Source organism: Streptomyces huiliensis (genome assembly GCF_020037025.1).
In the GTDB taxonomy this organism is placed as follows: domain Bacteria; phylum Actinomycetota; class Actinomycetes; order Streptomycetales; family Streptomycetaceae; genus Streptomyces; species Streptomyces huiliensis.
The window spans coordinates 1-22,398 of record NZ_JAIQLH010000164.1; the positions used below are offsets into that span (position 1 = coordinate 1).

General features: G+C 73.2%; 20 protein-coding genes and 1 riboswitch. Of the genes, 10 read left to right on the forward strand and 10 right to left on the reverse strand.

Annotation, left to right across the window (positions count from 1 at the left end; all coding sequences use genetic code 11):
* The first annotated feature begins 27 nt into the window (after nucleotides 1-27).
* Together JNW98_RS24760 and JNW98_RS24765 are read left to right on the forward strand one after the other, a co-directional pair.
* On the forward strand, nucleotides 28-1,233 hold the full coding sequence (locus JNW98_RS24760; RefSeq protein ID WP_223770502.1) for a cytochrome P450 family protein: 1,206 nt from the start codon (nucleotides 28-30) through the stop codon (nucleotides 1,231-1,233).
* Nucleotides 1,234-1,343: 110 nt separating this feature from the next.
* On the forward strand, nucleotides 1,344-1,688 hold the full coding sequence (locus tag JNW98_RS24765; protein ID WP_223770503.1) for a hypothetical protein: 345 nt from the start codon (nucleotides 1,344-1,346) through the stop codon (nucleotides 1,686-1,688).
* A 137-nt stretch (nucleotides 1,689-1,825) separates the two neighbouring features.
* On the opposite strand, the gene JNW98_RS24770 is transcribed toward JNW98_RS24765, so the two are convergent.
* Together JNW98_RS24770 and JNW98_RS24775 are read right to left on the reverse strand one after the other, a co-directional pair.
* On the reverse strand, nucleotides 1,826-2,416 hold the full coding sequence (locus JNW98_RS24770; RefSeq protein ID WP_223770504.1) for a YIP1 family protein: 591 nt from the start codon (nucleotides 2,414-2,416) through the stop codon (nucleotides 1,826-1,828).
* 73 nt (nucleotides 2,417-2,489) lie between these two features.
* Nucleotides 2,490-4,019 carry an APC family permease gene (locus JNW98_RS24775; RefSeq protein WP_223770505.1) on the reverse strand — a complete coding sequence of 510 codons (1,530 nt, stop codon included), beginning with the start codon at nucleotides 4,017-4,019 and terminating at the stop codon, nucleotides 2,490-2,492.
* A 305-nt stretch (nucleotides 4,020-4,324) separates the two neighbouring features.
* Nucleotides 4,325-4,554: riboswitch (cobalamin riboswitch) on the forward strand.
* 33 nt (nucleotides 4,555-4,587) lie between these two features.
* Here JNW98_RS24775 and nicT point away from each other — a divergent pair.
* Nucleotides 4,588-5,730 carry a Nickel transporter NicT gene (gene nicT / locus JNW98_RS24780; protein WP_223770533.1) on the forward strand — a complete coding sequence of 381 codons (1,143 nt, stop codon included), beginning with the start codon at nucleotides 4,588-4,590 and terminating at the stop codon, nucleotides 5,728-5,730.
* Nucleotides 5,731-5,876: 146 nt separating this feature from the next.
* Nucleotides 5,877-6,710 carry a class I SAM-dependent methyltransferase gene (locus tag JNW98_RS24785; protein ID WP_223770506.1) on the forward strand — a complete coding sequence of 278 codons (834 nt, stop codon included), beginning with the start codon at nucleotides 5,877-5,879 and terminating at the stop codon, nucleotides 6,708-6,710.
* 78 nt (nucleotides 6,711-6,788) lie between these two features.
* On the opposite strand, the gene JNW98_RS24790 is transcribed toward JNW98_RS24785, so the two are convergent.
* Nucleotides 6,789-7,997: an alpha/beta hydrolase family protein gene (locus tag JNW98_RS24790; RefSeq protein WP_223770507.1), complete on the reverse strand. Its 1,209-nt coding sequence runs from the start codon at nucleotides 7,995-7,997 to the stop codon at nucleotides 6,789-6,791.
* A 136-nt stretch (nucleotides 7,998-8,133) separates the two neighbouring features.
* Here JNW98_RS24790 and JNW98_RS24795 point away from each other — a divergent pair, with 136 nt between their 5' ends.
* A complete protein-coding gene (locus JNW98_RS24795) occupies nucleotides 8,134-9,084 on the forward strand; it encodes an ArsR/SmtB family transcription factor (protein ID WP_223770508.1) in 951 nt (316 codons plus the stop codon).
* 47 nt (nucleotides 9,085-9,131) lie between these two features.
* Here JNW98_RS24795 and JNW98_RS24800 read toward each other — a convergent pair whose 3' ends face one another.
* Entirely contained in the window at nucleotides 9,132-9,506 is a 375-nt protein-coding gene (locus JNW98_RS24800; RefSeq protein WP_223770509.1) for a 5-carboxymethyl-2-hydroxymuconate Delta-isomerase, read from the reverse strand.
* Nucleotides 9,507-9,779: 273 nt separating this feature from the next.
* Nucleotides 9,780-10,205 carry a hypothetical protein gene (locus JNW98_RS24805; protein ID WP_223770510.1) on the reverse strand — a complete coding sequence of 142 codons (426 nt, stop codon included), beginning with the start codon at nucleotides 10,203-10,205 and terminating at the stop codon, nucleotides 9,780-9,782.
* Between the two features lie 235 nt (nucleotides 10,206-10,440).
* Here JNW98_RS24805 and JNW98_RS24810 point away from each other — a divergent pair, with 235 nt between their 5' ends.
* A complete protein-coding gene (locus JNW98_RS24810; protein ID WP_223770511.1) occupies nucleotides 10,441-11,304 on the forward strand; it encodes an Fpg/Nei family DNA glycosylase in 864 nt (287 codons plus the stop codon).
* 77 nt (nucleotides 11,305-11,381) lie between these two features.
* On the opposite strand, the gene JNW98_RS24815 is transcribed toward JNW98_RS24810, so the two are convergent.
* Both JNW98_RS24815 and JNW98_RS24820 read right to left on the reverse strand, forming a co-directional pair.
* Nucleotides 11,382-12,824: an amino acid permease gene (locus JNW98_RS24815; protein ID WP_223770512.1), complete on the reverse strand. Its 1,443-nt coding sequence runs from the start codon at nucleotides 12,822-12,824 to the stop codon at nucleotides 11,382-11,384.
* Nucleotides 12,825-12,916: 92 nt separating this feature from the next.
* Nucleotides 12,917-15,355, reverse strand: coding sequence for a GH92 family glycosyl hydrolase (locus JNW98_RS24820; protein WP_223770513.1), 2,439 nt, complete (start codon nucleotides 15,353-15,355; stop codon nucleotides 12,917-12,919).
* Between the two features lie 693 nt (nucleotides 15,356-16,048).
* Here JNW98_RS24820 and JNW98_RS24825 point away from each other — a divergent pair.
* Nucleotides 16,049-17,614 (forward strand): hypothetical protein, encoded by a 1,566-nt coding sequence (locus tag JNW98_RS24825; protein WP_223770514.1) that lies wholly within the window; start codon nucleotides 16,049-16,051, stop codon nucleotides 17,612-17,614.
* A 140-nt stretch (nucleotides 17,615-17,754) separates the two neighbouring features.
* Nucleotides 17,755-18,489 carry a (2Fe-2S)-binding protein gene (locus tag JNW98_RS24830; protein WP_223770515.1) on the forward strand — a complete coding sequence of 245 codons (735 nt, stop codon included), beginning with the start codon at nucleotides 17,755-17,757 and terminating at the stop codon, nucleotides 18,487-18,489.
* On the opposite strand, the gene JNW98_RS24835 is transcribed toward JNW98_RS24830, so the two are convergent.
* Nucleotides 18,483-19,082, reverse strand: coding sequence for a helix-turn-helix domain-containing protein (locus JNW98_RS24835; protein WP_223770516.1), 600 nt, complete (start codon nucleotides 19,080-19,082; stop codon nucleotides 18,483-18,485). The genes JNW98_RS24830 and JNW98_RS24835 overlap by 7 nt on opposite strands.
* A 9-nt stretch (nucleotides 19,083-19,091) precedes the next feature.
* Complete coding sequence (locus tag JNW98_RS24840; RefSeq protein WP_223770517.1) at nucleotides 19,092-19,760, reverse strand: TetR/AcrR family transcriptional regulator; 669 nt, start codon at nucleotides 19,758-19,760, stop codon at nucleotides 19,092-19,094.
* A gap of 114 nt (nucleotides 19,761-19,874) precedes the next feature.
* Here JNW98_RS24840 and JNW98_RS24845 point away from each other — a divergent pair, with 114 nt between their 5' ends.
* Together JNW98_RS24845 and JNW98_RS24850 are read left to right on the forward strand one after the other, a co-directional pair.
* Complete coding sequence (locus tag JNW98_RS24845) at nucleotides 19,875-21,461, forward strand: carboxylesterase/lipase family protein (protein WP_223770518.1); 1,587 nt, start codon at nucleotides 19,875-19,877, stop codon at nucleotides 21,459-21,461.
* A 118-nt stretch (nucleotides 21,462-21,579) separates the two neighbouring features.
* A complete protein-coding gene (locus tag JNW98_RS24850; RefSeq protein WP_223770519.1) occupies nucleotides 21,580-21,942 on the forward strand; it encodes a DUF4180 domain-containing protein in 363 nt (120 codons plus the stop codon).
* A gap of 39 nt (nucleotides 21,943-21,981) precedes the next feature.
* Here JNW98_RS24850 and JNW98_RS24855 read toward each other — a convergent pair whose 3' ends face one another.
* Complete coding sequence (locus JNW98_RS24855; RefSeq protein ID WP_223770520.1) at nucleotides 21,982-22,299, reverse strand: ArsR/SmtB family transcription factor; 318 nt, start codon at nucleotides 22,297-22,299, stop codon at nucleotides 21,982-21,984.
* Nucleotides 22,300-22,398: the final 99 nt, after the last annotated feature.

The window sequence follows — 22,398 nt, forward strand, 5'->3', positions numbered from 1 at the left end:
TACGGGACAGCCTTTAGGGTCGAAGCCATGCGACCCACCGACGTACCGCCGCCCCTCGTCACCGACCCGCACGGCACCCTCGCCGCCCTCCGGGAAGCCGGCCCGGTGCACCGCGTCGCGGGCGCGGACGGCAAGCCCGCCTGGCTGGTGACCCGTTACGACGACGTCCGCCGGGCACTCGCCGACCCGCGGCTCTCCCTCGACAAGCGCAACGCCAAACCCGGCAACTACTCCGGCCTCGCGCTGCCCCCGGCCCTCGACGCCAACCTGCTCAACATGGACCCGCCGGACCACACCCGCGTCCGCCGCCTGGTGGTCAAGGCGTTCACGCCCGGACGGGTGGAGAAGCTGCGGGAGCCGGTGCGCCGTCTCGCCGACGGCCTCCTGGACGCCATGGAACCGGCGGGCTCCGCCGACCTGCTGGCGGCCTACGCCGGCCCGCTGCCCATCATCGTCATGTGCGACCTGCTGGGCGTCCCGGAGGACCGGCGGCTGGACTTCCGGTCCTGGACGGACGCCCTCATCACCCCCGACCCGGCCCGGCCGGAGGCGGCCCGCGAGGCGGTGGGGAGCCTGATCCGCTTCTTCGCGGGCCTGCTCGCCGCGAAGCGCGCCGAGCCCGCGGACGACCTGCTGTCCGACCTGATCGCCGTCCGCGACGACGGCGACCGCCTCTCCGAGGACGAACTGACCTCCCTGGCCTTCCTCCTCCTCTTCGCGGGCTACGAGAACACCGTCCACCTGATCGCCAACTCGGTGCTGGCCCTCCTGGACCACCCCGAGGAGCTCCGCGCCCTGCGAAAGAATCCGGACGGACTCGCGGCGGCCGTGGAGGAGCTGAACCGCTGGGACGGCCCCGGCCCGCTGGCCATCCGCCGCTTCCCCCTGGAGGACATCGAGATCGGCGGCACCACCATCCCCGCCGGCGAGACCGTCCTCCTCTCCCTCGCCTCCGCCAACCGCGACCCCGCCCGCTTCCCCGACCCCGACCGCCTTGACCTGCACCGCGGCGACTCCGGCCACCTGGCCCTGGGCCACGGCATCCACTACTGCCTGGGCGCCGCCCTCGGCCGCATGGAGACCGAAACCGCCCTCGCGGCCCTCCTCACCCGCTTCGAAAAACTGGAACTCGCCGTTCCGAGAGACGAACTGAAGTGGCGCCCGTCCATCCGCGCGCGTGGCTTGATTTCGCTCCCCGTGCGCTGGTCGGCCCCAAGCCGAACACGTTTTTGATGCATAACCCATCCTTGATGAGGTAGAACTGTCTTCGAGCCCGCCCGGTGTGCATCCCCCGTCGCACCGGGCGGGCCTTCGTATGGGCGGGAACGGTTAGCCTGAATCATGTGAGCGATGCCGATGCCGAACCGCCGCTGCTCGCGGACGTCTATCCCGCGTTGGTGTCGTTCCTGACGGCGGCGCTGGTCTCCGAGGGGGAGCCCACCCTGGCCCGCGCCGTGGCGGGGTTGCGTTTCCACGGGTGGTGCGAGTGCGGCCCGGCCTGCACGTACCTTCGAACGGCCCCGGTCGGCTGTGCCGACGGCAACTGGGTTCATATCGACGACGAAGTGCCCCGCGTATGGCTTCAATCCGGCAGGGATCAAACGTCGTTCGTCGGGATGGAGATCTGCGAGTTCGACCTGGGGCCGGCTCCGGCGCTCGATCCCGACCGGCCTGCAGGACCGGCCTGACCCGGGCCGGCGTCGCTTCCGTTCAACCGGATCCGCGGGCTGCGCGGGCGGGCGGCCCGGTCCGGGGGTTCCTGGCCGAAGTCCGAACCCCCCGGCGGCCCGTCCCGGCCGGGGGAGCCGCCGTGGCGGCGCGTCGGTCAGCCGCTGCCCGGGGGGAACTTGAGGAGGGCCACCGCCGCCAGCATCTGGACGGTGACGGCCATCACCGCCTTGCGGGTGGGGAGGTGGTGCTGGCCGCGGATGAGGAGGGTGGCCAGGGCGCAGCCGAAGGCGGCGGAGGCCGCGGCGGTGGCGCGGACCGGGATGGAAGTGCTCGGGAGGCAGGAGTCGAGGACCAGCCGGGGGAGGTCGGTGGTCCAGAAGACGAGGACGAACAGGCTCGCCGTCGGCCCCGGGCGGCCGTTGCCGCCGAGGCGGCGGGCGATGGCGTGGGTGACCAGGCCGAGCAGCACGCTGGCGAGCAGGACGACGGCCGAGCCGATGGCCATGGCCTCCAGGGCGAGCGCGGGGCTCACGTCCCACTGGGCCCAGAACGAGTCCTTGGCCAGGGTCCCCAGTGCTCCGCAGAGCAGGCAGAGGAACATGGCGGCACCCCAGACGCTCCGGTCCCGGGCCTCGTCGAGGACTTCGACGGGCCGGTACCAGAGCCCGATTATGAGCCGGTGCCAGAGCAGCTTGCGCCGCCCGGCGTCCGGGGGGCGGGGGGAGGTCGTGGTGGTCAGGGGCATGGGGGCGATTCTCTCACCGCCCTCGGACAGCCGTTCCGGAGCGGGCGGTGACGGGCCGTCGGCGGACGGGCCGTCAGGCGGGGGTGGGCTCCACCGGGCCCGGGCCGGGGTCCGGTTCGGGAGCCGTGCCCCCGTCGGCCGGACCGTCCGCCGACGGCCCGTCACCTTCCGCCCGCGGCAGGAACTCCTCGCTGATCTCCCGCGGCCCGAACGGCCACACCCGCTCCACCCGCGCCCACAACAGGAAGGCCAGGCACCCCGCCCCGAACCAGGCGAGCGACCACTCGATGGGATGCCGCCCCGGCGCGTTGCGGTCCGCGTAGCCGTAGATGACGAGCCACCCGACCAGCGCCACCAGGCTCGGCAGCGGGTATAGCCACATCCGGTACGGGCGCGGCAGCGCCGGCTGGCGGCGGCGCAGGACGGTCACGGCCGCGATCTGGCCGAGCGCCTGGACGAGCACCATCACCGTGGTCAGCAGCTGGATCAGCGTCGCCAGGTCGGTGTGCCGGCCGATCAGGAAGCCGACGCAGCCGATCGCGCCCATGCTCAGCAGGCCGAGGACGGGAAAGTGGTGGCGCGGGTGCAGGGTGCCGAAGGCGCGGAAGAAGACCTTCTCCCGGGCCGCGTTGTAGGGGATGCGGGAGGCGCCCAGGAGGCCGGTGAAGACCGACGCCACGGCGGTGATCAGGACGAGGACGGTGACGGCGTCGGCGGCCCCCTTCCCCCAGGTGCGTTCCAGCACGGCGGAGGCGACGGAGGACGACGCGACGTCGTCCGCGTCGAGCATGTCCCGCCAGTCGACGACGCCCAGGGTGCCGATCTGGAGCAGCAGGTAGATGCCCATGATGCCGAGGATGGAGTAGATGATGGAGCGCGGGATGGTGCGTCCCGGGTCCTTGATCTCGGCGCCCATGTAGGCGGTCGTCCAGTACCCGCCGTAGTCGTAGATGCCGATGGTCAGGCCCGCCGCGAAGCCGATCCAGAAGTGATTTGTCGTCAGGTCGAAGGCGTGGGAGGGGTAGGTGAACGCCCGGTCCGGGCTGAAGTGGGTGAACGCGGCGGTGATCACCAGCACCACGGCCGCGATCATCACGCACCACAGCACCGTCGTGATCCGGGCCATGTTCTCCACCCGCCCCCACAGCAGCGCCACGACGAGGACGATGAGCGCCAACCCCGTCAGATCCCCCTGCCCCGGCGTCATCCCCGGCCACAGGTACCCCAGGTACTGCACGAAGCCCATCACGCCGCTCGCCATGGCCAGCGGGACGTAGAGCATGGCCGTCCAGACGAACAGGAACGGCATCAGCCGGCCCGTGCGGTACTGGAACGCCTGCCGGAGGTAGACGTAACTGCCGCCCGCGCCCGGCAGCGACGCGCCGAGCTCGGCCCAGACCAGGCCGTCCGCGAGGGCGAGCAGCGCCCCCGCGAGGAAGCCGATGACGGCCTGCGGGCCGCCGAAGGCCGCGACCATCAGCGGAATGGTGACGAACGGGCCGATCCCGCACATCTGGCTCATGTTGATGGCGGTGGCCTGGAACGGCCCGACGCGGCGGACGAATCCGTCCTGGCCGTCCGGCGCGTCGGCTCTCTCTCCCATGGCGGCCACCTTCCCGTCGGCGCGATACCTGCACTCGTACACCGGCCCGCCCGGCCCGTCCATCACCCCGGACGAGGCGGTACGGACCGTGGCGCGCGCATCGCCCGGACGGCGCACGACAGTTGGTGGCCGTGGGCCGGACGGGGTGATGCGTGACTCTGGCCGGGCGCTCCACGCCGAGTCAAGACCCGGGGCGCACGGGACCGGAGCGCGTCGCGGGACGGAAGCCGGTACCGGAACCGAAGCGCCCCCTGAAACCGGACATGACAATCGCCACTCTCAGCACATCCGCACTGGCAGGAGCGTTACAGTGACCCGGCCGTGGTGTTCGGGAAGACCGGTGCAGGACCCTCTCAAACGGAGGGGTCCGATTCCGGAGCGGCCCTCGCCACTGTGATCGGGGAGTGACCGTCCCGTTCCGCGCGGCCCGTCCGGGCGCGCGTGGAGCCACTGGCCGCAGCCGGCTGCCGGGAAGGCGGGGGCGGACGCGAACGAACCCGTCAGCCAGGAGACCGGCCACGGCATCTCAGTGAACCGATCCACGAGGTGCTGGAGCGTGAACCCCAAAATGTCCCTGCCCAACGACGCGCCCAACGACGCGTCCGCCGACGCGCCCGCCGGGCCGGCCGCCACCTTCCGCTGGCGCCGCCAGGACACGGTACGGACCGCCGGTCTGCTCGCCGTCATAGCCGCCCTCCACGTCGTCGCCTTCGGCGTGCTCTTCCTGCTCGTCGTCCCGAGCCACTACGAAGTGGGCTCCAAGGTGTACGGCGTCGGCCTCGGCGTCACCGCCTACACCCTCGGCATGCGGCACGCCTTCGACGCCGACCACATCGCCGCCATCGACAACACCACCCGCAAGCTGATGGCCGACGGCAAGCGCCCGATATCCGTCGGCTTCTGGTTCGCCCTCGGCCACTCCAGCGTCGTGGTCGCCATGGCCGCGCTGGTCGCCGGCGGCACCCACATGGCGAGCACGCTGATGGACGAGGACTCGTCCACGCACCAGACGCTCGGCATCGTCGGCACGTCGGTCTCCGGCGGCTTCCTCTACCTCATCGCCGCCCTCAACCTCGTCGCCCTCGCCGGCATCCTGCGCATCTTCCGCGCCATGCGCGAGGGCCGCTACGACGAGGCGGAGTTGGAGAAGCACCTCGACTCGCGCGGCTTCATGAACCGCATCCTCGGCCGCTTCACCCGCTCCATCACCCGCCCCGGCCAGATGTACCCGCTCGGCTTCCTCTTCGGCCTGGGCTTCGACACCGCCACCGAGGTCACCCTGATGGTCATGGCCGGCAGCGGCGCCGCCGCGGGACTGCCCTGGTACGCGATCCTCTGCCTGCCGCTGCTGTTCGCCGCCGGCATGAGCCTCTTCGACACCCTCGACGGCACGTTCATGAACTTCGCCTACCAGTGGGCGTTCTCCAACCCGGTCCGCAAGGTCTACTACAACCTCACCATCACCGGCCTGTCGATCGCCGTCGCCTTCCTCATCGGCACCATCGAACTCGTCGGCGTGCTGCACGAGAAGCTGGAGCTGGACGACGCGGTCACCGGCTGGATCGCCGGACTGAACCTCGACAACGTCGGCTTCGTCATCGTCGGCCTGTTCGTGGTGGTCTGGGCCGCCGCCCTCGCCTACTGGCGCTTCGCCAAGGTCGAACAGCGCTGGGCCGCGCGCGGCGCGTCGGCCCCGGCGGCGGAGGGCTGACCGCAGTCCCTCGCCCAGACGGCGTCCGTCCCCCGTCCCCCGTCCCGCGTCCCCGTCCGACCGGGCTTTTTCCCGGGGCCGGGACGGGCGGACGCCGCCGGGGCTACCGTGAGGACGGCAGTATCCGTCCCGCGAACGGGAGGCCCATGGACCGCGAGAAGATCACCCTCACCGGAGTCCCGGAGACCCTCCTCGCCACCCTCCACGCCCGCGCCTGCGACAGCCGCTCCTCCCACTCCCTCCTGCACGACCGCACGGCCCTCGACACCGTCCGGCGCATCGACTACGACTTCCGCAGAACGGGCATGAACTCCGTCAACGCGGCCGGCGTCGCCCTGCGCGCCCGCTGCCTGGACGACTGGACGGCCGCGTTCCTGGCCCGGCACCCCCGCGCCACCGTGCTCCACCTGGCGTGCGGGCTCGACACCCGGGCGCACCGGCTCGCCCGGTTCCCCGAGACCCGCTGGATCGACGTCGACCTGCCCGAGGTCGTCGCCCTCCGGAACCGCCTCCTTCCGGTCCCCGACGGCGACTACCGCGTCCTCGCCACCTCCGTGACCGCCGACGGCTGGCTGGAGGAACTCCCCGCCGACCGGCCCGTGGTGGCGGTCTTCGAAGGGCTCTCGATGTACCTGCGGCCGGCCGACGGCGAACGCTTGATCCGGCGGATCACCTCCCACTTCCCGGGCGGACAGCTCCTGTTCGACTGCTTCAACGGCCTGGGCGTCCGCATGCAGCGGCTGATCCCCGTCCTCCGCAGGACCGGCGCGACGGTGTACTGGGGCATCGACGACCCCCGCGCCCTGGAACGCCTGCACCCCGGCCTGACCTGCCTCGACGTCATCCGCGGCTGCGACCTCCCCGAGGTGCGCCACGTCCCGCCCCTGGCCCGCTTCGAGGCGCGGCTGACGGGCCTCGTGCCCGGGGTGCGGGACGTGTTCCGGATGGTGCGGTTCGAGTTCCCGGGGGGCGGGGGCTGACCGCCGGGACGCGGGTACGGGGGCCCGGCGGGCGGTCATGGGCAGCCTGCCGCCTGGCCGTGCGGCACCAGGCACCGGTCAGCCGCGCGGCGGCAGGCACCGGCCGAAGAAGGAGCGCACCAGCCCCCGCACGGCCGGAACCGACCGCTCCGGGCCCGCCGGGCCGACGAGCGCGTCCCGGTCCCGGGCCGGCATCAGGCCCGCCGCCTGCAACCGGGGCGCCAGGGCCGCGTAGTCGGTGAACACCCAGTGCCCGGCCCCGGCGAGCTCGCGGCGCCGGGCCCGGCCGCCCGAGCGGGCCAGCACGGCCGGCCACGAGCGCTCGAACCGCTCGTTCCGGAAGCCGTCCGTACCGGCCAGCAGCAGTGGCCGGTCCGTACCCTCCCGCGCCACCGGGAACAGCTCCCCGGGCCGGCCGTCGGCGCCCGGCGGATGGTCGAGGTACCCCTCCAGGTCGGCGGCCGCCCGGATCCGCCGGTCCCGGTGCATCGCCTCGGTCACCGCCGTCCCGCCGAGGGAGTGCCCGAAGGCGCCCACCCGCCGGAGGTCCAGGGCCGCGCCGAGCCCCGGGGGCAGGGACCGCCCGAGGGCGGCCGGGTCCGCCAGCCGGTCGAGGACGAACCGGAGGTCCGCGATCCGGGTCTCGGCCAGGACGGCGAAGAGGTCCGGGCCGGGATCCGCGGTGAGAACGGTCGGCCGCACCCGCTCCCGCCCGGGCATCTCCACGGGGAACTCCACCTCGCCGGCGTCCCCCGGGTGGTCGACGGCGACCACCGCGTACCCGTGGCTCGCCAGGTCCTCCGCGAGCCCGATGCCCATCGTGCGCGGGTCCCCGGCCCCGGGGCTGTACAGCAGCACCGGCCGGCGCCCGGCGAGCGCGGGCGCGTCGGCGTACGCGTGGGTGCGCGTGGCCGCCCAGTCGACACCCGCCGTCGGCAGATGGTGCACGTGCACGTCGATCTCCCGGAAGAGCGCGACCGCGCCGGGCGTCATGTGCGGCGCGCGGCGACGGCCGCGGACCGTCTCCGCCGGGTAGAACACCGTCACCATCACCTCCCGGACCGGGATGGCGGGCGTCAGCGGGTCGGGCCGGGACCGGTCGACCAGGTACAGGACGGTCGCCCCGACCCGGTGCGGACCGGTCGGCGCCGGCAGCCCCAGGACGAGCGGCCGGCCCTCGGAGGCCCGCGCCGGTACGGCCGCGCCCCCGGCGAGCAGCACACCCGCCCCGGCCGCGGAGGCGATGATGGACCGTCTGCGCACGGCCCGGCTCGTGTACGGCGGCATGATGCGTTCCCTTCGTCCGACCGGCCCCCGTGTACGGTGCGGCGGCCGCGTACAGGCATGCTGGCCGCCGACGGACCGTCCGGACGAACGTTCAGGCTGTGGCCGAAAGGCTGGCGCAGGGGGAGGGGGGAACGCGATGCTCCGCGTCCACTTGACGGCGGAGGACCTCGCCCGGGTGCGGTTCGCGCCCCGGCCGGCGCCGCTCCAGGAGCTCAACGCGGCCCTGAGCATGCTCGTCCTGCCACGCGACGCACTGCTGTTCGGCCGGTGGCGGAACCGGTTGCTCCGCGCCCTGCCGCCCGCGGCGGAACCGCTCGCCGACCTCGTCCCCCTCGGGGCGGCGCCCCGCTTCCTCGACGTCTTCCACGACACCCTCGCGGACGGGCTGGACGCCGTCCGGGCCGCTCCCGGCCTGGTCCGCCCGGAGCTGGAACGCGTCCACGGCGGACGGCCGCCGGCCCCCTGGGCCCACCGGCTGCACGCGGACGACCCCGCCGCCTGGCAGCTCCTGCGCCGGGCCCAGCGGGCGGCGTTCGACACCGTCCTCGCGCCGGTGTGGCCGTTGGTCCAGGACCTCCACCGGGCCGAGTTCACCCGCCACGCGGTGACCGCCTCCGAACACGGCACCGGCGCGGCCCTCGCCGCCCTCGTCCCCGGCGGCCGGTTCCTGGGGACGATCTGGGAACTGCCGTCCCCCGACGACCGCGACCTCCGCCCGGCCGGGCGCGGGCTGCTGCTCCTGCCCACCTTCCACTGGACGGGCCACCCGCTCGTCGCCGACCTCCCCGACGGCCCCCTCGGCCTCACCTACCCGGCCGGCCCCGGCCTCCCGCTCGACCCCGCCGGCACGGAGGGGCCGGCCGAACCGCTCTCCGCCGTCCTGGGCCGCACCCGCCTCGACATCCTCCTCCTGCTCGCGAACGAGCACACCACCACCGGCCTCGCCCGCCACCTGGGCGTCAGCAACGCCACCGCCTCCGCCCACACCGCCGCCCTGCGAGGCGCGGGCCTGATCGCTTCGGCCCGCCGGGGCCGCTCGGTACTCCACCGCCGGACGGCGCTGGGGGACCTGCTGGTACGGCGCTGAGGCGGGCGCGCCCGGAGCGCTTGGCGGGCATGCGGAGCCCTGGTCGGCTACGCTCCCGCCGCCCCCGCCTCCCCGATGTGCCGCCGGTAGGCCACCCCCAGCTCGCCCACGTTCACCGAGGCGTGCACCACTCCCTCCGCCCCCGCCGTGTGCTCCCGCACCAGCGCCAGCACCGCCTCGCTCAGCGCGGCTTTCGCCTCGTCGGTCCGTCCGGGCAGCAGCGCGACCTCGACGTGTACGAGCGACTGCCCGGGCAGGGACTCCGCCACCACGACCTCCTCGCAGCGGCGGAAGCGTGTCTTGCAGTTGGTCACGGCGGTGTCCAGGATCCCGGCGGTCAGCGGGTGGAGCGCCGAGGCGAAGGCCCGGCGGTCGAAGGCGCCGGCCAGGGACTCCGAGTAGTCGACGGCGAAGTGCGGCATGAAGGGCTCCAGACATGCGGTACGAGCGAGCGGATACGGCGATCGAGTGATCATCCTCTCGCACGCCTCCAGCGGTGCCGACTTGCCTGCCTCGCCTCTCCCACCGCCTCCGCCCACACCGCCGCCCCGCGCGGCGCGGGCCTGGTCGCCTCGGCCCGCCGGGGCCGCCGCGCAGTGCTCCACCGCCGGACGGCGCCGGGGGACCTGCCGGTACGGCGCTGAGGTGGACGCCCCCGGAAAACGCCCCCCCAACGGCGTCCGCCCCGTTCCTCCTCAGCTTCGCCGCAGCCCCACGTACTGCAGGATCGCGAAGCCGCCCACCACCAGCCCCTGCAGCACCGTCCACACCGTGCCGACCGACGTGGCCCCGAGCGTGTCCTCCGCGGCCACGACAAGGCTGCCGAGGGCCCATATGGCGTTGAGCGCCACCACGGTCAGGCCGGCGGCCCGGCCGACCGTCTTCCGGGTGGCCACCACCAGGACGCCGACGGCGTAGACGGCGAGGAAGGCCCCGACCGGGTACTGGACGGCCGTCGAGAAGCCGAGGAACGAGTCGAGGACGCCGGCGAGGGCCAGGTAGCCGATGCCGTTGGCACCGGTGACGGCGGCGTCGAGCAGGAACGCGAACCGGACGAACCGGTCGGTACCGGCGGTCCGGGCCGATGCGGCGACGGTGGGGGAGTACGGGGTCGTGGCCATGGGGCTCTTCCTCTCCTGGGGCCTGGGCCTCCGGGGTGGCTTCCGGAGCGGCGGACGCGGGGCCGGGCGGAACGGGAGGCGGTCGCCCCGCGCTTCACCGGCCCGGCACGGCCGACGCTATGCCGGTCCGGCGAGCACCGCGATTACCTCGCGGGTAGGGGCGGGAGCGGCCCGCGCCCCGGCCTCATGCCGTCCACCGACTTGCCCGCCCTGTCACCCCCGCCACACTGGAACCATGCCCGAACTGCCGGAGGTCGAGGCCCTCGCCGCCTTCCTGGGCGAGCGGCTGGCCGGCCGCACGGTCGAGACGGTGCGGCCGGTCGCGGTGAGCGTGCTCAAGACGTACGATCCGCCGCTCACCGCCCTGGAGGGGCGGCCGGTGGCCGGGGTCCTGCGGCACGGCAAGTTCCTGGACCTCGCCGCCGAGGGCGGCCCCCACCTCGTCCTCCACCTCGCCCGGGCCGGCTGGCCGCGCTGGCAGGACGCCCTCCCGGCCGCCCCGCCGCGTCCCGGCAAGGGGCCGCTCGCCCTGCGCGTCCGGCTGGCCGACGGCGCCGGCTTCGACGTGACCGAGGCGGGCACCCAGAAGCGCGTCGCCGCCTACTGCGTGCACGACCCCGCCGACGTGCCCGGCATCGCCCGCCTCGGCCCCGACCCGCTGGCCGACGCGTTCACCCGCGACGTCTTCACCGGGCTGCTGAGCGGCGAACGCAGGCAGGTCAAGGGCTTCCTCCGGGACCAGAGCGTGATCGCCGGAATCGGCAACGCGTACTCCGACGAGATCCTGCACGCCGCCCGGATGTCCCCGTTCAAGCCGACGTCGAGCCTGACGGACGCCGAGGCCGACGCCCTCTACGAGGCGCTGCGGACGACGCTCCGGGACGCCGTCGAACGCTCGCGCGGGCAGGCCGCCGCCGGCCTGAAGGCCGAGAAGAAGAGCGGCCTGCGGGTGCACGGGCGGACGGGGGAGCCCTGCCCGGTCTGCGGCGACACCATCCGCGAGGTGTCGTTCAGCGACTCGTCGCTCCAGTACTGCCCCACCTGCCAGACGGGCGGGAAGCCGCTGGCCGACCGGCGGCTGTCCCGGCTGCTCAAGTAACGCCGGACCAGTAGCGCGGGACCAGTAACGCCGGACCAGTAGCGCCGGACCAGTAACGCGGGATCAGTAGCGCGGAGTCAGTCCCGCGGCACCCCGCGCGCGTCCGCGTGCGCCAGCTCCGAGTGCCGGTACGAGTAGGTGAAGTACACGACGAGTCCGATCAGGAACCACACCGCGAACCGCACCCACGTCTGCCACGCCAGATACGTGATCAGCCAGATCGAGGCGGCCACCCCGATGCCCGGGACCACCGGCACGCCCGGGCAGCGGAAGCCGCGCGGGAGCTCCGGCCGCTTGTAGCGGAGCACGATCACGGCGGTGCAGACCACGGCGAAGGCCAGCAGGATCCCGATGTTGGTGAGTTCGGCGGCCTCGCCGATCGGCACGAACCCCGCGATGAGCGCCGAGGCGACGCCCACGATCCAGGTGACGCGGGTCGGTACGTGGCGCGTCGGGTGGGTGTGCGCGAACCACTTGGGCAGCAGCCCGTCGCGGCTCATCGCGAACCACACACGCGTCACGCCCAGCATGAACGTGAACATGACGGTGAGGATGCCGATGATGGCTCCCACCGCGACGACGTCCGCGATGCCGCCCAGCCCCACCGACTTGAAGGCCGTGGAGAAACCGCTCTCCTTGTCGATGTCCTTGTAGTCCTGCATGCCCGTCAGCACCAGGCACGCCAGCACGTACAGCACCATCGAGATGCCCAGCGAGTACAGGATCGCCCGGGGCATGTGCCGCTGCGCGTCCTTGGACTCCTCGGCGGCCGTGGACATCGCGTCGTACCCGAAGACCGCGAAGAAGACGGTGGCGGCGCCGGTGAACGCGCCGCTCACGCCGAACGGGAAGAAGGGGTGGTAGTTCGAGCTCTTCACGTGGAAGAAGCCGACGATCACCACCAGCAGCACGACCAGGATCTTCAGACCGACCACGATCGTCTCGAAACGCGCCGCGCTCTTGATGCCCAGGGTGAGCAGGTAGGCGATCAGCAGGCAGAGCACGGCGGCGAACAGGTCCACCTTGTGACCGTCGCCGGTGCCGGGCGCGCCCAGCATCCAGTGCGGGAGGTTCGCCCCCGACTCGGTCACCAGGAAGTTGACGTAGCCGGAGATGCCGATGGCGACGACGGAGACGATGGCCGTGTACTCCAGCAGCAGGTCCCAGCCGATGAACCAGCCGGCGACCTCGCCCAGCACCGCGTAGCCGTAGGTGTAGGCGGAGCCCGCGCGCGGGATGAGGCCCGCGAACTCCGCGTAGGAGAACGCCGCCGCCGCGCTGGCGATGCCCGCGATGAGGAACGAGACGAGCACCGCCGGACCGGCCGTGCCGTTGGCGATCGTCCCGGCGAGGCTGAAGATGCCGGCGCCGATGATGCCGCCGACGCCGATGGCCGTGAGCTGCCACAGCCCGAGCGTGCGGGTCAGGTGCTCGCCATGTGCCTCCGCCGTCTCCGCTTCCTCGATGGTCTCGATCGGTTTGCGGCGCAGCATGCCGTGACCGGCCCGGAGCCCTGCCATGTCCTGTCCTCTCCTCGGCGGACGCTGACGGCGGCTCATGATGGTGCACGGCGAGCGGCGACGGAAGACGCCGCTCCGGTACCGTCCGGCCTTCAGCCGATCCGTGTTCCGCCGATGGCGGGCACCGGGGCCGACCGTCCGGTGCCCCAGTGGCCCGGCTTCGGGCCGACGGTCAGCTCCAGCCGCTCCGCGCGCCGGAGCGCCGCCGTCGTCAGGTACGTCCGGTCGAAGGCGGTGCCGTCCAGCCGGGCGGTCTGGATGTAGCGGTCCGTGGCGGAGGTGCCGGGTGTGGTCACCGTGAAGCGGCCGTGCGGGTACCAGCGGCGGTCCAGCCGCAGCTCGACGCGGTCGAACACCGGGGTGCTCAGCCCCCACACGTCCGTCCCGGGCCGCACCGGGTAGACGCCGATGGCGGAGAGGACCATCCAGGACGACATCGTGCCCAGGTCGTCGTTGCCGGTCATGCCGTCGGGCGTGTCCGTGAAAAGGGTGAGCGCGGCGTGGACGACGTCCGTGGTCTTCCAGGGCCGTCCGGTGGAGAGGTACGTGTACGGGGCGATGAGGTCCGGCTCGTTCTGCGGGTTGTACTTGTCGGCGTTGTAGTAGTCGTACGGGCCGTGCACCCACACCTCGCGGGCGGTGCGGGCCGGGTTGGCGAGCAGTCTGTCGTAGGCGAAGAAGGCGTCGAGCCGCTTCTCCGCCGCCTCCCGGCCGCCGATGAGCTCGATCATTCCCGGCAGGTCCTGCGGCACCAGCCACTGGTACTGCCAGGCGGTGCCCTCGTGGAAGCCTGGGCTCTTCGCCGGGTCGGCGGAGCCGGTGAACGCGCCCTTGGCGTCGCGGGGGCGGAAGAAGCCCGTCGCCGGGTCGAACAGCTTGCGGTAGTTGCGGGACCGGTCCGCGTAGCGGCGGGCGTCGTCGTGGTGGCCGAGCGCCTCCGCCATCTCCGCCAGGACGCCGTCGGCCAGCGCGTATTCGAGGGTGGCGGAGGCGCCCTGCTGGAGGTCGGAGTCGCCGGGCTTGTGCCGGGACAGCTCGGGGGCGAGCGGAACGTAACCGTCCGCCAGATAGCGCTCGTTGCCGTCCCGGCCCGCGTACGGGGAGTCGGCGGGCGGCACCCCGTCCGCGTTCCGCTTCAGCGCCTTGTACGCCTCCTCCTCGTGACCCGTGAGCAGCCCGTGGCGGTAGGCGTTGGTGAGGTACGGGGTGACGGGGTCGCCGGTCATGATGTTGGTCTCGACCGGGCCGTACCCCCACTTGGGCAGCCACCCGCCCTCGGCGTCGATCCGCAGCACGGACAGCGCCATGTCACGGGCCTCGGCCGGCGCGAGCAGGGCCAGGAACTGGGCCTGGGTGCGGTAGGTGTCCCAGAGCGACCAGTTCTGGTAGTACGTGAACCCCTTGGCCTCGTGCGGCTTCCCGTCCCAGCCGGTGTAGCGGCCGTCGGTGTCGCTGCCGGTGTTGGGAGAGAGGAACGAGCGGTAGAGCGCGGAGTGGAACGTGCGGCGCAGCGTCCGGCTCCCGCCCTGGACGGCGACGTCGCCGAGCCGCTTCTCCCACGCGGCGCGCGCCGCCTCGGCCGTCCGGTCGAAACCGGCCTCCTCGGCCGCCAGGTTGCGCCCGGCGCCGTCCGCGTCCACGTAGCTCACGGCGGTGCTCGCCTCGACCCGCGGCTCGGTACGGGTGTCGAAACGCACCCAGGCGCCGTTCCGGCCGGTCCCGGACGAGGCCCGGGAGCCGGTCGTCACCCGCTCGCCCTCCCAGGTGCCGTAGGCGGCGAACGGCCGGTCGAAGCGGGTCAGTGTGTACACCGTGTACGGCCGGGTGTCCTGGCAGAAGCCGCGCCCGGTGACCGCGGCCCGTACCGTCCGGTCGTCGACGATCTCCACGCTGCTGGAGACGCCCTTGTGCAGCGACTGTCCGGCGTTGATCAGGACGTTGGCCTTGTCGGTGGCCGGGAAGGTGAAGCGCTGGCGGCCGGTACGGGTGGTGGCCGTGAGCTCGGCGGTGATGCCGGAGCCGAGCTTGACGCGGTAGTACCCGGGGTGGGCGGCCTCGTCCGCGTGCGAGAAGGCGGCGGCGTACTTGGCGTTGTCGGTCTCGTTCACCTCCCCCGTGGTCGGCAGCACGGGCAGGTCCCCGCCGATCCGGCAGCCGACTCCCGAGAGGTGGACGGCCGAGAAGCCGCGGATGTGGGTGTCCTGGTAGCCGTACCCGGTCGCGTGACCGGTGTCGGGCGAGAGCTGCACCATGCCGAACGGGACGGCGGCTCCGGGGAAGGTGTTGCCCTCGTTCTTGGTGCCGATGAAGGGGTTGACGAGGTCGGTGAGACGCTCGGCGGCGGCTTCCTGGGCCGGGGGCGGGTCGGTGAGTGAGGTGTGGGTGGCGTGGGCGGCGGGAGAGGCGGGCGCCGGGGGCGCGAGACCGGCCGTACCCCCCAGCGCCGCCGCCAGGGCGAGCAGGGCGACCTTCGCGCGCAGGGTCATCTTGGCGCGCGGCCGCGGCGGTCGTCCGGTCCGTCTCCGTCTCATCGTCCACGTCCCTCGCGTGCCGGCGGAAGGGTTCTCGGCGCGGATCGTGCGCCCCCGCACCACTGTCACGGGGGAGGCTCGTCCCCGAGGGGCGGGGAGTCAAGGATGCGCCGCGTGGTGGGCGTGGTGTTCCGGCCGCCCGGAGGAGGCTCCGCGACGGGGGTGCGGCGACGGGCGCGGGGGAGCCCCGGGGCAGGCGAACTGCCGGTGTACGGCGGGGAATGACGGTGCCTTGGGGGGTGGGGTCGGTGTACAGTACGGACGTTCTGATCGAACGATTGACGGAACGACAGTCTTTTCGTAGGGCAATCGCAGGCGGCATCGGACCGCCATGGGTCGCGGTACCACTTCCCGCGCTGGCCTCGGGGGCGGCAGGCCGGGTCTCAGGGGAACGGCGGGGCTGACAGTGGGGGACGACGACCGCGTCCGGGGGGTGCGCGGGAGCCGGCGGCGAACACGGCCACCGGCTCAGCCGCGGTTGCGCGCTGCCGCACATGCTCCCGGCGCACTCGCCGGCCCACTCCGGTCTTCCGTCTCTCCAACCGCCGCCGGACCAGGGCGCCACCACCGTCCCGTCCGCCTCATCCGCCGTCCGCACCGCGCTGGTGCCGCGTCGCCCGACGGGCGGCGTGCGATGCGCCGGTCTTCCGTACGCCGGCGTTCCGCCGCTGACCTCCTGAGGAGAGAAACCGCATGTCACAGTCCGTACGTCCGAGAACGGCCGTCGCTCTGTCCGGCGCCCTGCTCGGCACGGCGCTCCTGGTCCCGGTAGTGGGTGCGTTGCCTGCCGGTGCGCAGGAGGGCGGCGCGAAGGACAAGGGCAAGGCCGGCGCGGCACTCGACTCCCCGGCTGAGGCGGCTGTTGCCTGGGCTGTTGCCCAGATGGTTAAGGGTGAGGGAAGCAAGGCCAAGGCCGACCCCAAGCAGGGGGACCATGTCCGCGGCGATGACGTCGATCTGACCGCCGACATGGTGATCGGCGCGGCGGCGACCAAGACCGCGGGCGACGCGGGCCGCCGTGCCACCAACTGGCTGGAGAGGCATGCCTCGGCATACCTCCACCCCGGCGGTGAGAAGACCGTGTCCGCCGGAGCCACGGCCAAGCTCGCTCTCGTGATGCTGATCGAGAAACGCAATCCGAGGACCTTCGGTGGTGAGAAGAAGGCCGGTGGTGAGGACCTGATCGAGCTCCTGCTGAGCACGCAGCAAGAGGAGGACGGGCGGTTCCAGGACACGGCGGCCGCCTCCGGCAAGAGCCAGGCGCCCCGGTTCGCTCAGTCGCTCGCCATCCTCGCCCTAGAACGCGCCCAGTCCGACCAGAGCGTCACCGGAGACAAGGAACTCCTCGCGAAGGTCAACAAAGCTCTGCCCAAGGCGGTCACCTACCTGGCCGACGCCCCGTGCCTCAACAGCGACTCGTCATCCGGGCAACGGCGCGACCCCAAGACGTGCACAGCGGACGCCGAGAGCACGGCCATGGCCATCCAGGCATTGATGCCCGCGCGCCAGGGCGGCAATGTCAAGGCCAAGGCGGCCGTCGACGCGGCTCTGGCCTGGCTGAAGGAGGAGCAGGGGGAATACGGCTCCTTCAATGGTGCCGACGGAAAGGAGAGCGTCGGTGCTACGGCCGCGGCGGCCCAGGCATTGAAAGCCGGCGGGGCTGTCAAAAACGCCAATCGGGCCTCCAGATGGCTGCGGCGTCTCCAGTTCGCCTGCTCCGCCGCGGTGGCGGCCGACCGCGGAGCCGTGCGCCCGGATGGCCAGGCGGACAAGGGCTCGCTGGCTGCCACGGTGCGGGCGATTCCCGGTCTTGCCCAGAACCCGTTCATGACGATCGACTCCAGTAACTCGAGCGATGCGCCGTACGGGATCCGGTGTTCACGCGACGACGACTCCAACGGCACGCCTGGAACCCCCGACCCCAGCGGCAAGCCCAGCCGCAGTCCCAGCCCCTCGACCACCGCTCCCACCTCCGACCCCACCTCGTCCGTGACGGCTTCGCCCTCGCCCTCCACCTCGGCGACGGCGACGACCGACGGCTCGTCCGGAGGAACCGGGTCCGGGGGGACCGGGACGAGCTCCACCGGTTACGGCTCCTCGGGCAGTACCGGCAGCACCGGCAGTACGGGCAGCAGCGGCAACCTCGCGGCCACCGGCGCCGACCGGACCGTGCCCCTGGCCGTGGGCGCGGGTGTGCTCGTGGCCGCCGGTGCCGGAGCCGTCGTCTTCGCGCGCCGTCGGCGTGGTGACCGCGCCTGACCCGATGACCTCGGAGGGGCGCACCGCGAGCCGAATGGGAGGATGCCCGTAGGCGCGCACCGGTGGGCGGCGGGTGGGTTCTTCCCGGCCGCTCACCCGGCGGCCCTCACCTTCCCCGTGGACCCGAGGACACACACCGGATGCACCTGCCCGAACTCGCCTCCGTAGGACCCTTCTTCGCGCTCCGGACCGATGACGACGAGCTCGGGGGGCCCGGCCCCGGTGGATATCTGCCGCTGGGAGAAGAGGTCGTGCGGCTGCGGGTGGAGACCGTGGGGCGGCGGCTGGGGACGGAGGACGGGCGGGTGGCGGCGTCGGTGGCGTTCCAGGGGATCGCCGGGCGGGTGCTGTCGGTGGCGCTCGGGGCCGCCGTGCTCGTCGGGCGGGTGCCGGATCTCGCCGGTGGCGGGCTGCGGTGGAATCCGCTGCTGACGGCGCCCGACGACCTGTGGCTGCCGGACGCGCCGCTGCTGCCGCCCGGCGCGGATGTGGTGGGCGGCATCGTCGGCTCGGTGATCGAGGGGTGCCTCGTACCGCTGCACGATCTGGTCCGGGCCGCGGTTCCCGTCTCGTCGCGGGTGTTGTGGGGCAACGCGGGCTCGTCGGTCGGCGGGGCCCTGCGGGTGCTGCACGGCTGGTGCGGGGAGCGGGGGCGGGACGAGGAGGGTGCGCGGGCGCTCGGGTACGCGCGGGAGCTGCTGGAGCACCCGTTGCTGGCGGGGACCGGCGGGCTGAGCGTCACCGCCGGCGGCCCGGCGTTCGTCCGGACCACCTGCTGCCTGTACTACCGCGTGCCGTCCGGGGGCGGGATGTGCGGCGACTGCGTGCTGCGTCATCCGCCTCGGGCGGCCGGGCGCGGGCCGTCGCCTCACTGACCTCCGGTACTCCGCGCGCGGGGCTTCGCGCGGACGTGCATGCGCTCGCCCTGCCGTCCGAAGATGCTGAGCATCTCGACCGGTCCCTCCCCGGTAGTGCCGAACCAGTGCGGCAGCCGGGTGTCGAACTCGGCGGCCTCGCCCGGGCCGAGGATCAGGTCGTGATCGGCCAGGACCAGGCGCAGCCGGCCCGAGAGGACGTACAGCCACTCGTACCCCTCGTGCGTGCAGGGCTCCGGGGTCGTCCTGCTCGCGGGCAGCACCGACTTGAAGGTCTGGAGGGGGCCCGGCTGCCGGGTGAGGGGGACGACGACCTGGCCGTTCGCGCGCCGAGGCGTCATCCGGACGCGCGGGTCGCCGACCTCCGGGGCGCCGACCAGTTCGTCCAGCGGCACCTGGTGCGCCTGTGCGATGGGCAGCAGCAGTTCCAGGCTGGGCCGGCGCCCGCCGGACTCCAGGCGCGACAGGGTGCTCTTGGAGATGCCCGTGGCCTCGGACAGGGCCGACAGGGTCACCCCCCGCTCGGTGCGCAGGCGCTTCAGGCGCGGGCCGACCTCGTTCAGGGCGCGGGCGATGGCTGGTGAGTGGTCCACACGGCCATTTCAACTCCTTGTCTCGGAATCGGCAACAGGCATTGCCGTTGGCGGGAGCGCCGCCACAGCCTGTCCATGTTCGCTGTGGGCGAACAGGCCGTGCAAGTGCCGGTCGACCGCTGCGAGCGCCGCCTCGGGGGTGACCACGCCCAGTTCGAGGAGGGTGGTGAAGCCGGTGAGGGCGAGGAGCAGGTCCGTCTCGGTCGCTGGGTCGCGGTCGGGGGCGATGTGGCCGTCGGCGATGGCCTGGCGCACCAATCGCTCCACCATGTCCCGGCCCTGGACGAGGCCGCCGCGCGCCCGCGCGTGGACGTCCTCGTCGTGCAGTGCCTCCAGGACGTAGGCGGCGCTCATCCGGCTGGTCGCGCGGGCGTCGGGGTGCAGCGGGAGGGTCTCGATGAGCATCACCCGGAGGACGTCGCGGGGGTGCGGCCGCTCACCCAGTTCCGCCAGGCGCCGGCCGACGCGCAACGCCGTCTGCTCGGACGCGAAGTCCATGGCGAACGAGAGCATCGCCTCGCGGGACGTGAAGTAGTGCTGGAGCGAGCCGTGAGAGATCCCCGCCTCCCGGGCCACCTCGCGCAGGGTCGCGTGGGCGACGCCGCGCCGCTCCACCACCCGCCACAGCGCGCGGGCGATCGTCTCGCGGCGTTCGCGGTGGTCCACCTGCTTCGGCATCGTCGGCTGCTCCTCGGGTCCCTCGCGATTTCTTACAGTTGACATAATACAGCTGGCCGATAACGCTGGGGAGTGTCGCGCCGAGCGAGGCGCTCGGCGGGAAGGGGAGGCGACATGTCGGAGCGGCCGAGGGTGCGGACGGCGGAAGGCGTACTGGAGGGGCGGTGGCGGCGGGGACTCGCGGAGTTCCGCGGCGTGCCGTACGCCGAACCGCCGGTAGGGGCGCTCCGGTTCGCCGCGCCCGTCCCCGTACGGCGGTGGGAAGGGGTGCGGCCGGCGGTCGAGTTCGGCCCCACGCCACCGCAGTCGGGGCCGGTCCGCACGCGGACCGACGGCGGTACGGACTGGCTGACGCTCAACGTCTGCACCCCCGACCCGGGCGCGGCGGGACTGCCGGTGCTGGTGTGGATCCCCGGCGGGGGCTACCTGACGGCGGACACGAGCGATCCCATGTACGACCCGGCCGCCCTGGCCGCGGCCGGGCTCGTCGTGGTGAGCCTCGCGTACCGCGTGGGCGCCGAGGGCTTCGCCCAGCTCGACGGCGCCCCGGCCAACCGCGGGTTCCTCGACCAGATCGCCGCCCTGCGCTGGGTCCGGCGGAACATCGCCGCCTTCGGCGGGGACCCCGGCCGGGTCACCGTCGCCGGCCAGTCCGCGGGGGCCGGTTCGGTCGCGGCCCTGCTGACCATGGAATCGGTGCCGACCGAGGAACCGGTGCGGGCCATGGATCCGGCGCGAGCCGTGGAGCCGGAATGGGGCATGGAGCCGGAATGGGTCATGGAGCCGGCGCGGGACCTGTTCCAGCGGGCCATCGCCCACTCCGTCCCCGGCACCCACCTCACCCGCGCCCTGGCGGAACGGATCGCCCGGGCGCTCGCGGACCGCCTCGGTGTGGCACCCACCGCCGCCGGCCTCGCCGGCGTCGACCCGTGGCGGCTGGCCGGGGAGGTCACCGCCCTCGGCGCCGAACTCCCCGGGCCGTACGGGGAGTGGGGGCGGCTCGCGCGCACCGGCGTCGCGGTGGGGCCCGTCGTCGACGGCGAGGTCCTCCCCGAGTCGCCCTGGGCGGCGCTCGCCGGCGGCCGTGCCCGTGGCGTCGAGCTCCTCGTCGGACACACCCGCGACGAGTTCCGGCTGTTCAGCGTCATGAGCGGCCGGGCGGGCACGTTCACCGAGGAGGAGGCCCGTACCGCCCTGGAGTTGTTCGCCCCGCGGCCGGAGGGGGCCGCTGCCTACCGTGCAGCCTTTCCCGGGGCCGCTCCGGGCGAACTGCTGGAGACCGTCTACTCGGACGCCCTCTTCCGGATGCCCTCCCTGTGCCTGGCCCGGGCGAACGAGGCGGCCGGCGGCACCTCGTACCTCTTCGAACTCGGCCTCGCCGCGACCGGTTTCGGCGGAGCCCTCGGCGCCTGCCACAGCCTCGACGTGCCCTTGGCCTTCGGCACCCTGGACAGCCCCAACGGCGTCGGCCTCCTCGGCGAGGACCCCACGGCCGCCGCCCGGGCGGTCTCCCGCGAACTCCGGGACGCCTGGGTCGGTTTCGCCACCTCCGGCGACCCCGGCTGGCCGGCCGCGCGCCCCGACGGCGCGTGGCTCACCCGCGTGCTGGACGCCGCGTCGGGAACGCTGCCTTATCCCGAACGCGCGTCCGTCCGCATCTGGGAGGATCACTACCCGACGCCCTTCGGCCTCGGCGAGTAGGCCCGGAGCGGCGAGCAAGCTCGGACGGCCGGCGCGGCCGGACGGGGCGGTGCCGGGCCCCGCGTCCCCGGCAGCATCGATTGACTGATTGACTGGCTGACTGACCACGGAGGGAACCATGACGACCCTGCGGACGATCCACGGCGTACCGGTGTGGATGTGCGTCGCCGACGGTGCGACGGTCGGCCGCGAGGCGGATGTCCTGGACCTCATCGGCGACGCTGGTTACCACGGCGCCGAGTGGGTCGCCCTTCCCGTCGAGCGCCTCGACGAGGCGTTCTTCCGGCTCCGTACCCGCTTCGCGGGCGACGTGGTGCAGAAGTTCGCCACCTACCGCCTCGGCCTCGCCGTCGTCGGCGACATCTCCCGTCACACGGCAGCCAGTTCCGCACTGCGCGACTTCGTCCGCGAGTGCGACCGGGGGCGGCAGACGTGGTTCGTCGCCGACGTCGGGGAGCTGGAGGAGCGCCTGAAGGGGTGAGGGGTGGTTCCGACGGCGGTGCTGTGCACCGCTGTTGGGCTATCCGGACGACGGTGCTCGGCGGGCGCCGTCCTCGCCCAGTACTGCCGCCAGGAGTCCCGGGAAACGGGCGTCGAGTTCGGCGCGGCGCAGCGTCATCAGGCGGGCCTTCCCGTCCCGGCGGGTCCGGGTGATCCCGGCTTCGCGCAGGACGCGCCAGTGGTTGGACAGCGTCGATCTGGGCACGTCCAGGCCCTCCGGGCTGCACGCGCTCTCGCCGTCCCCCGCCATCCGGCGGACCAGGTCCAACCGGACCGGGTCGCCCAGGGCGTGGAGGACGGCGGCCAGGTCCGCGTCCGTGTGGTCCGGCTGCTCCACCGGTCCCTCCTCGTCTTCGGTGTGCGTGACGACGTCTGTAGTATGCAGATCGTTTCGTCGTTTCGGGAAATACGAAATGATCTTGGAGGCCGCGTGCCC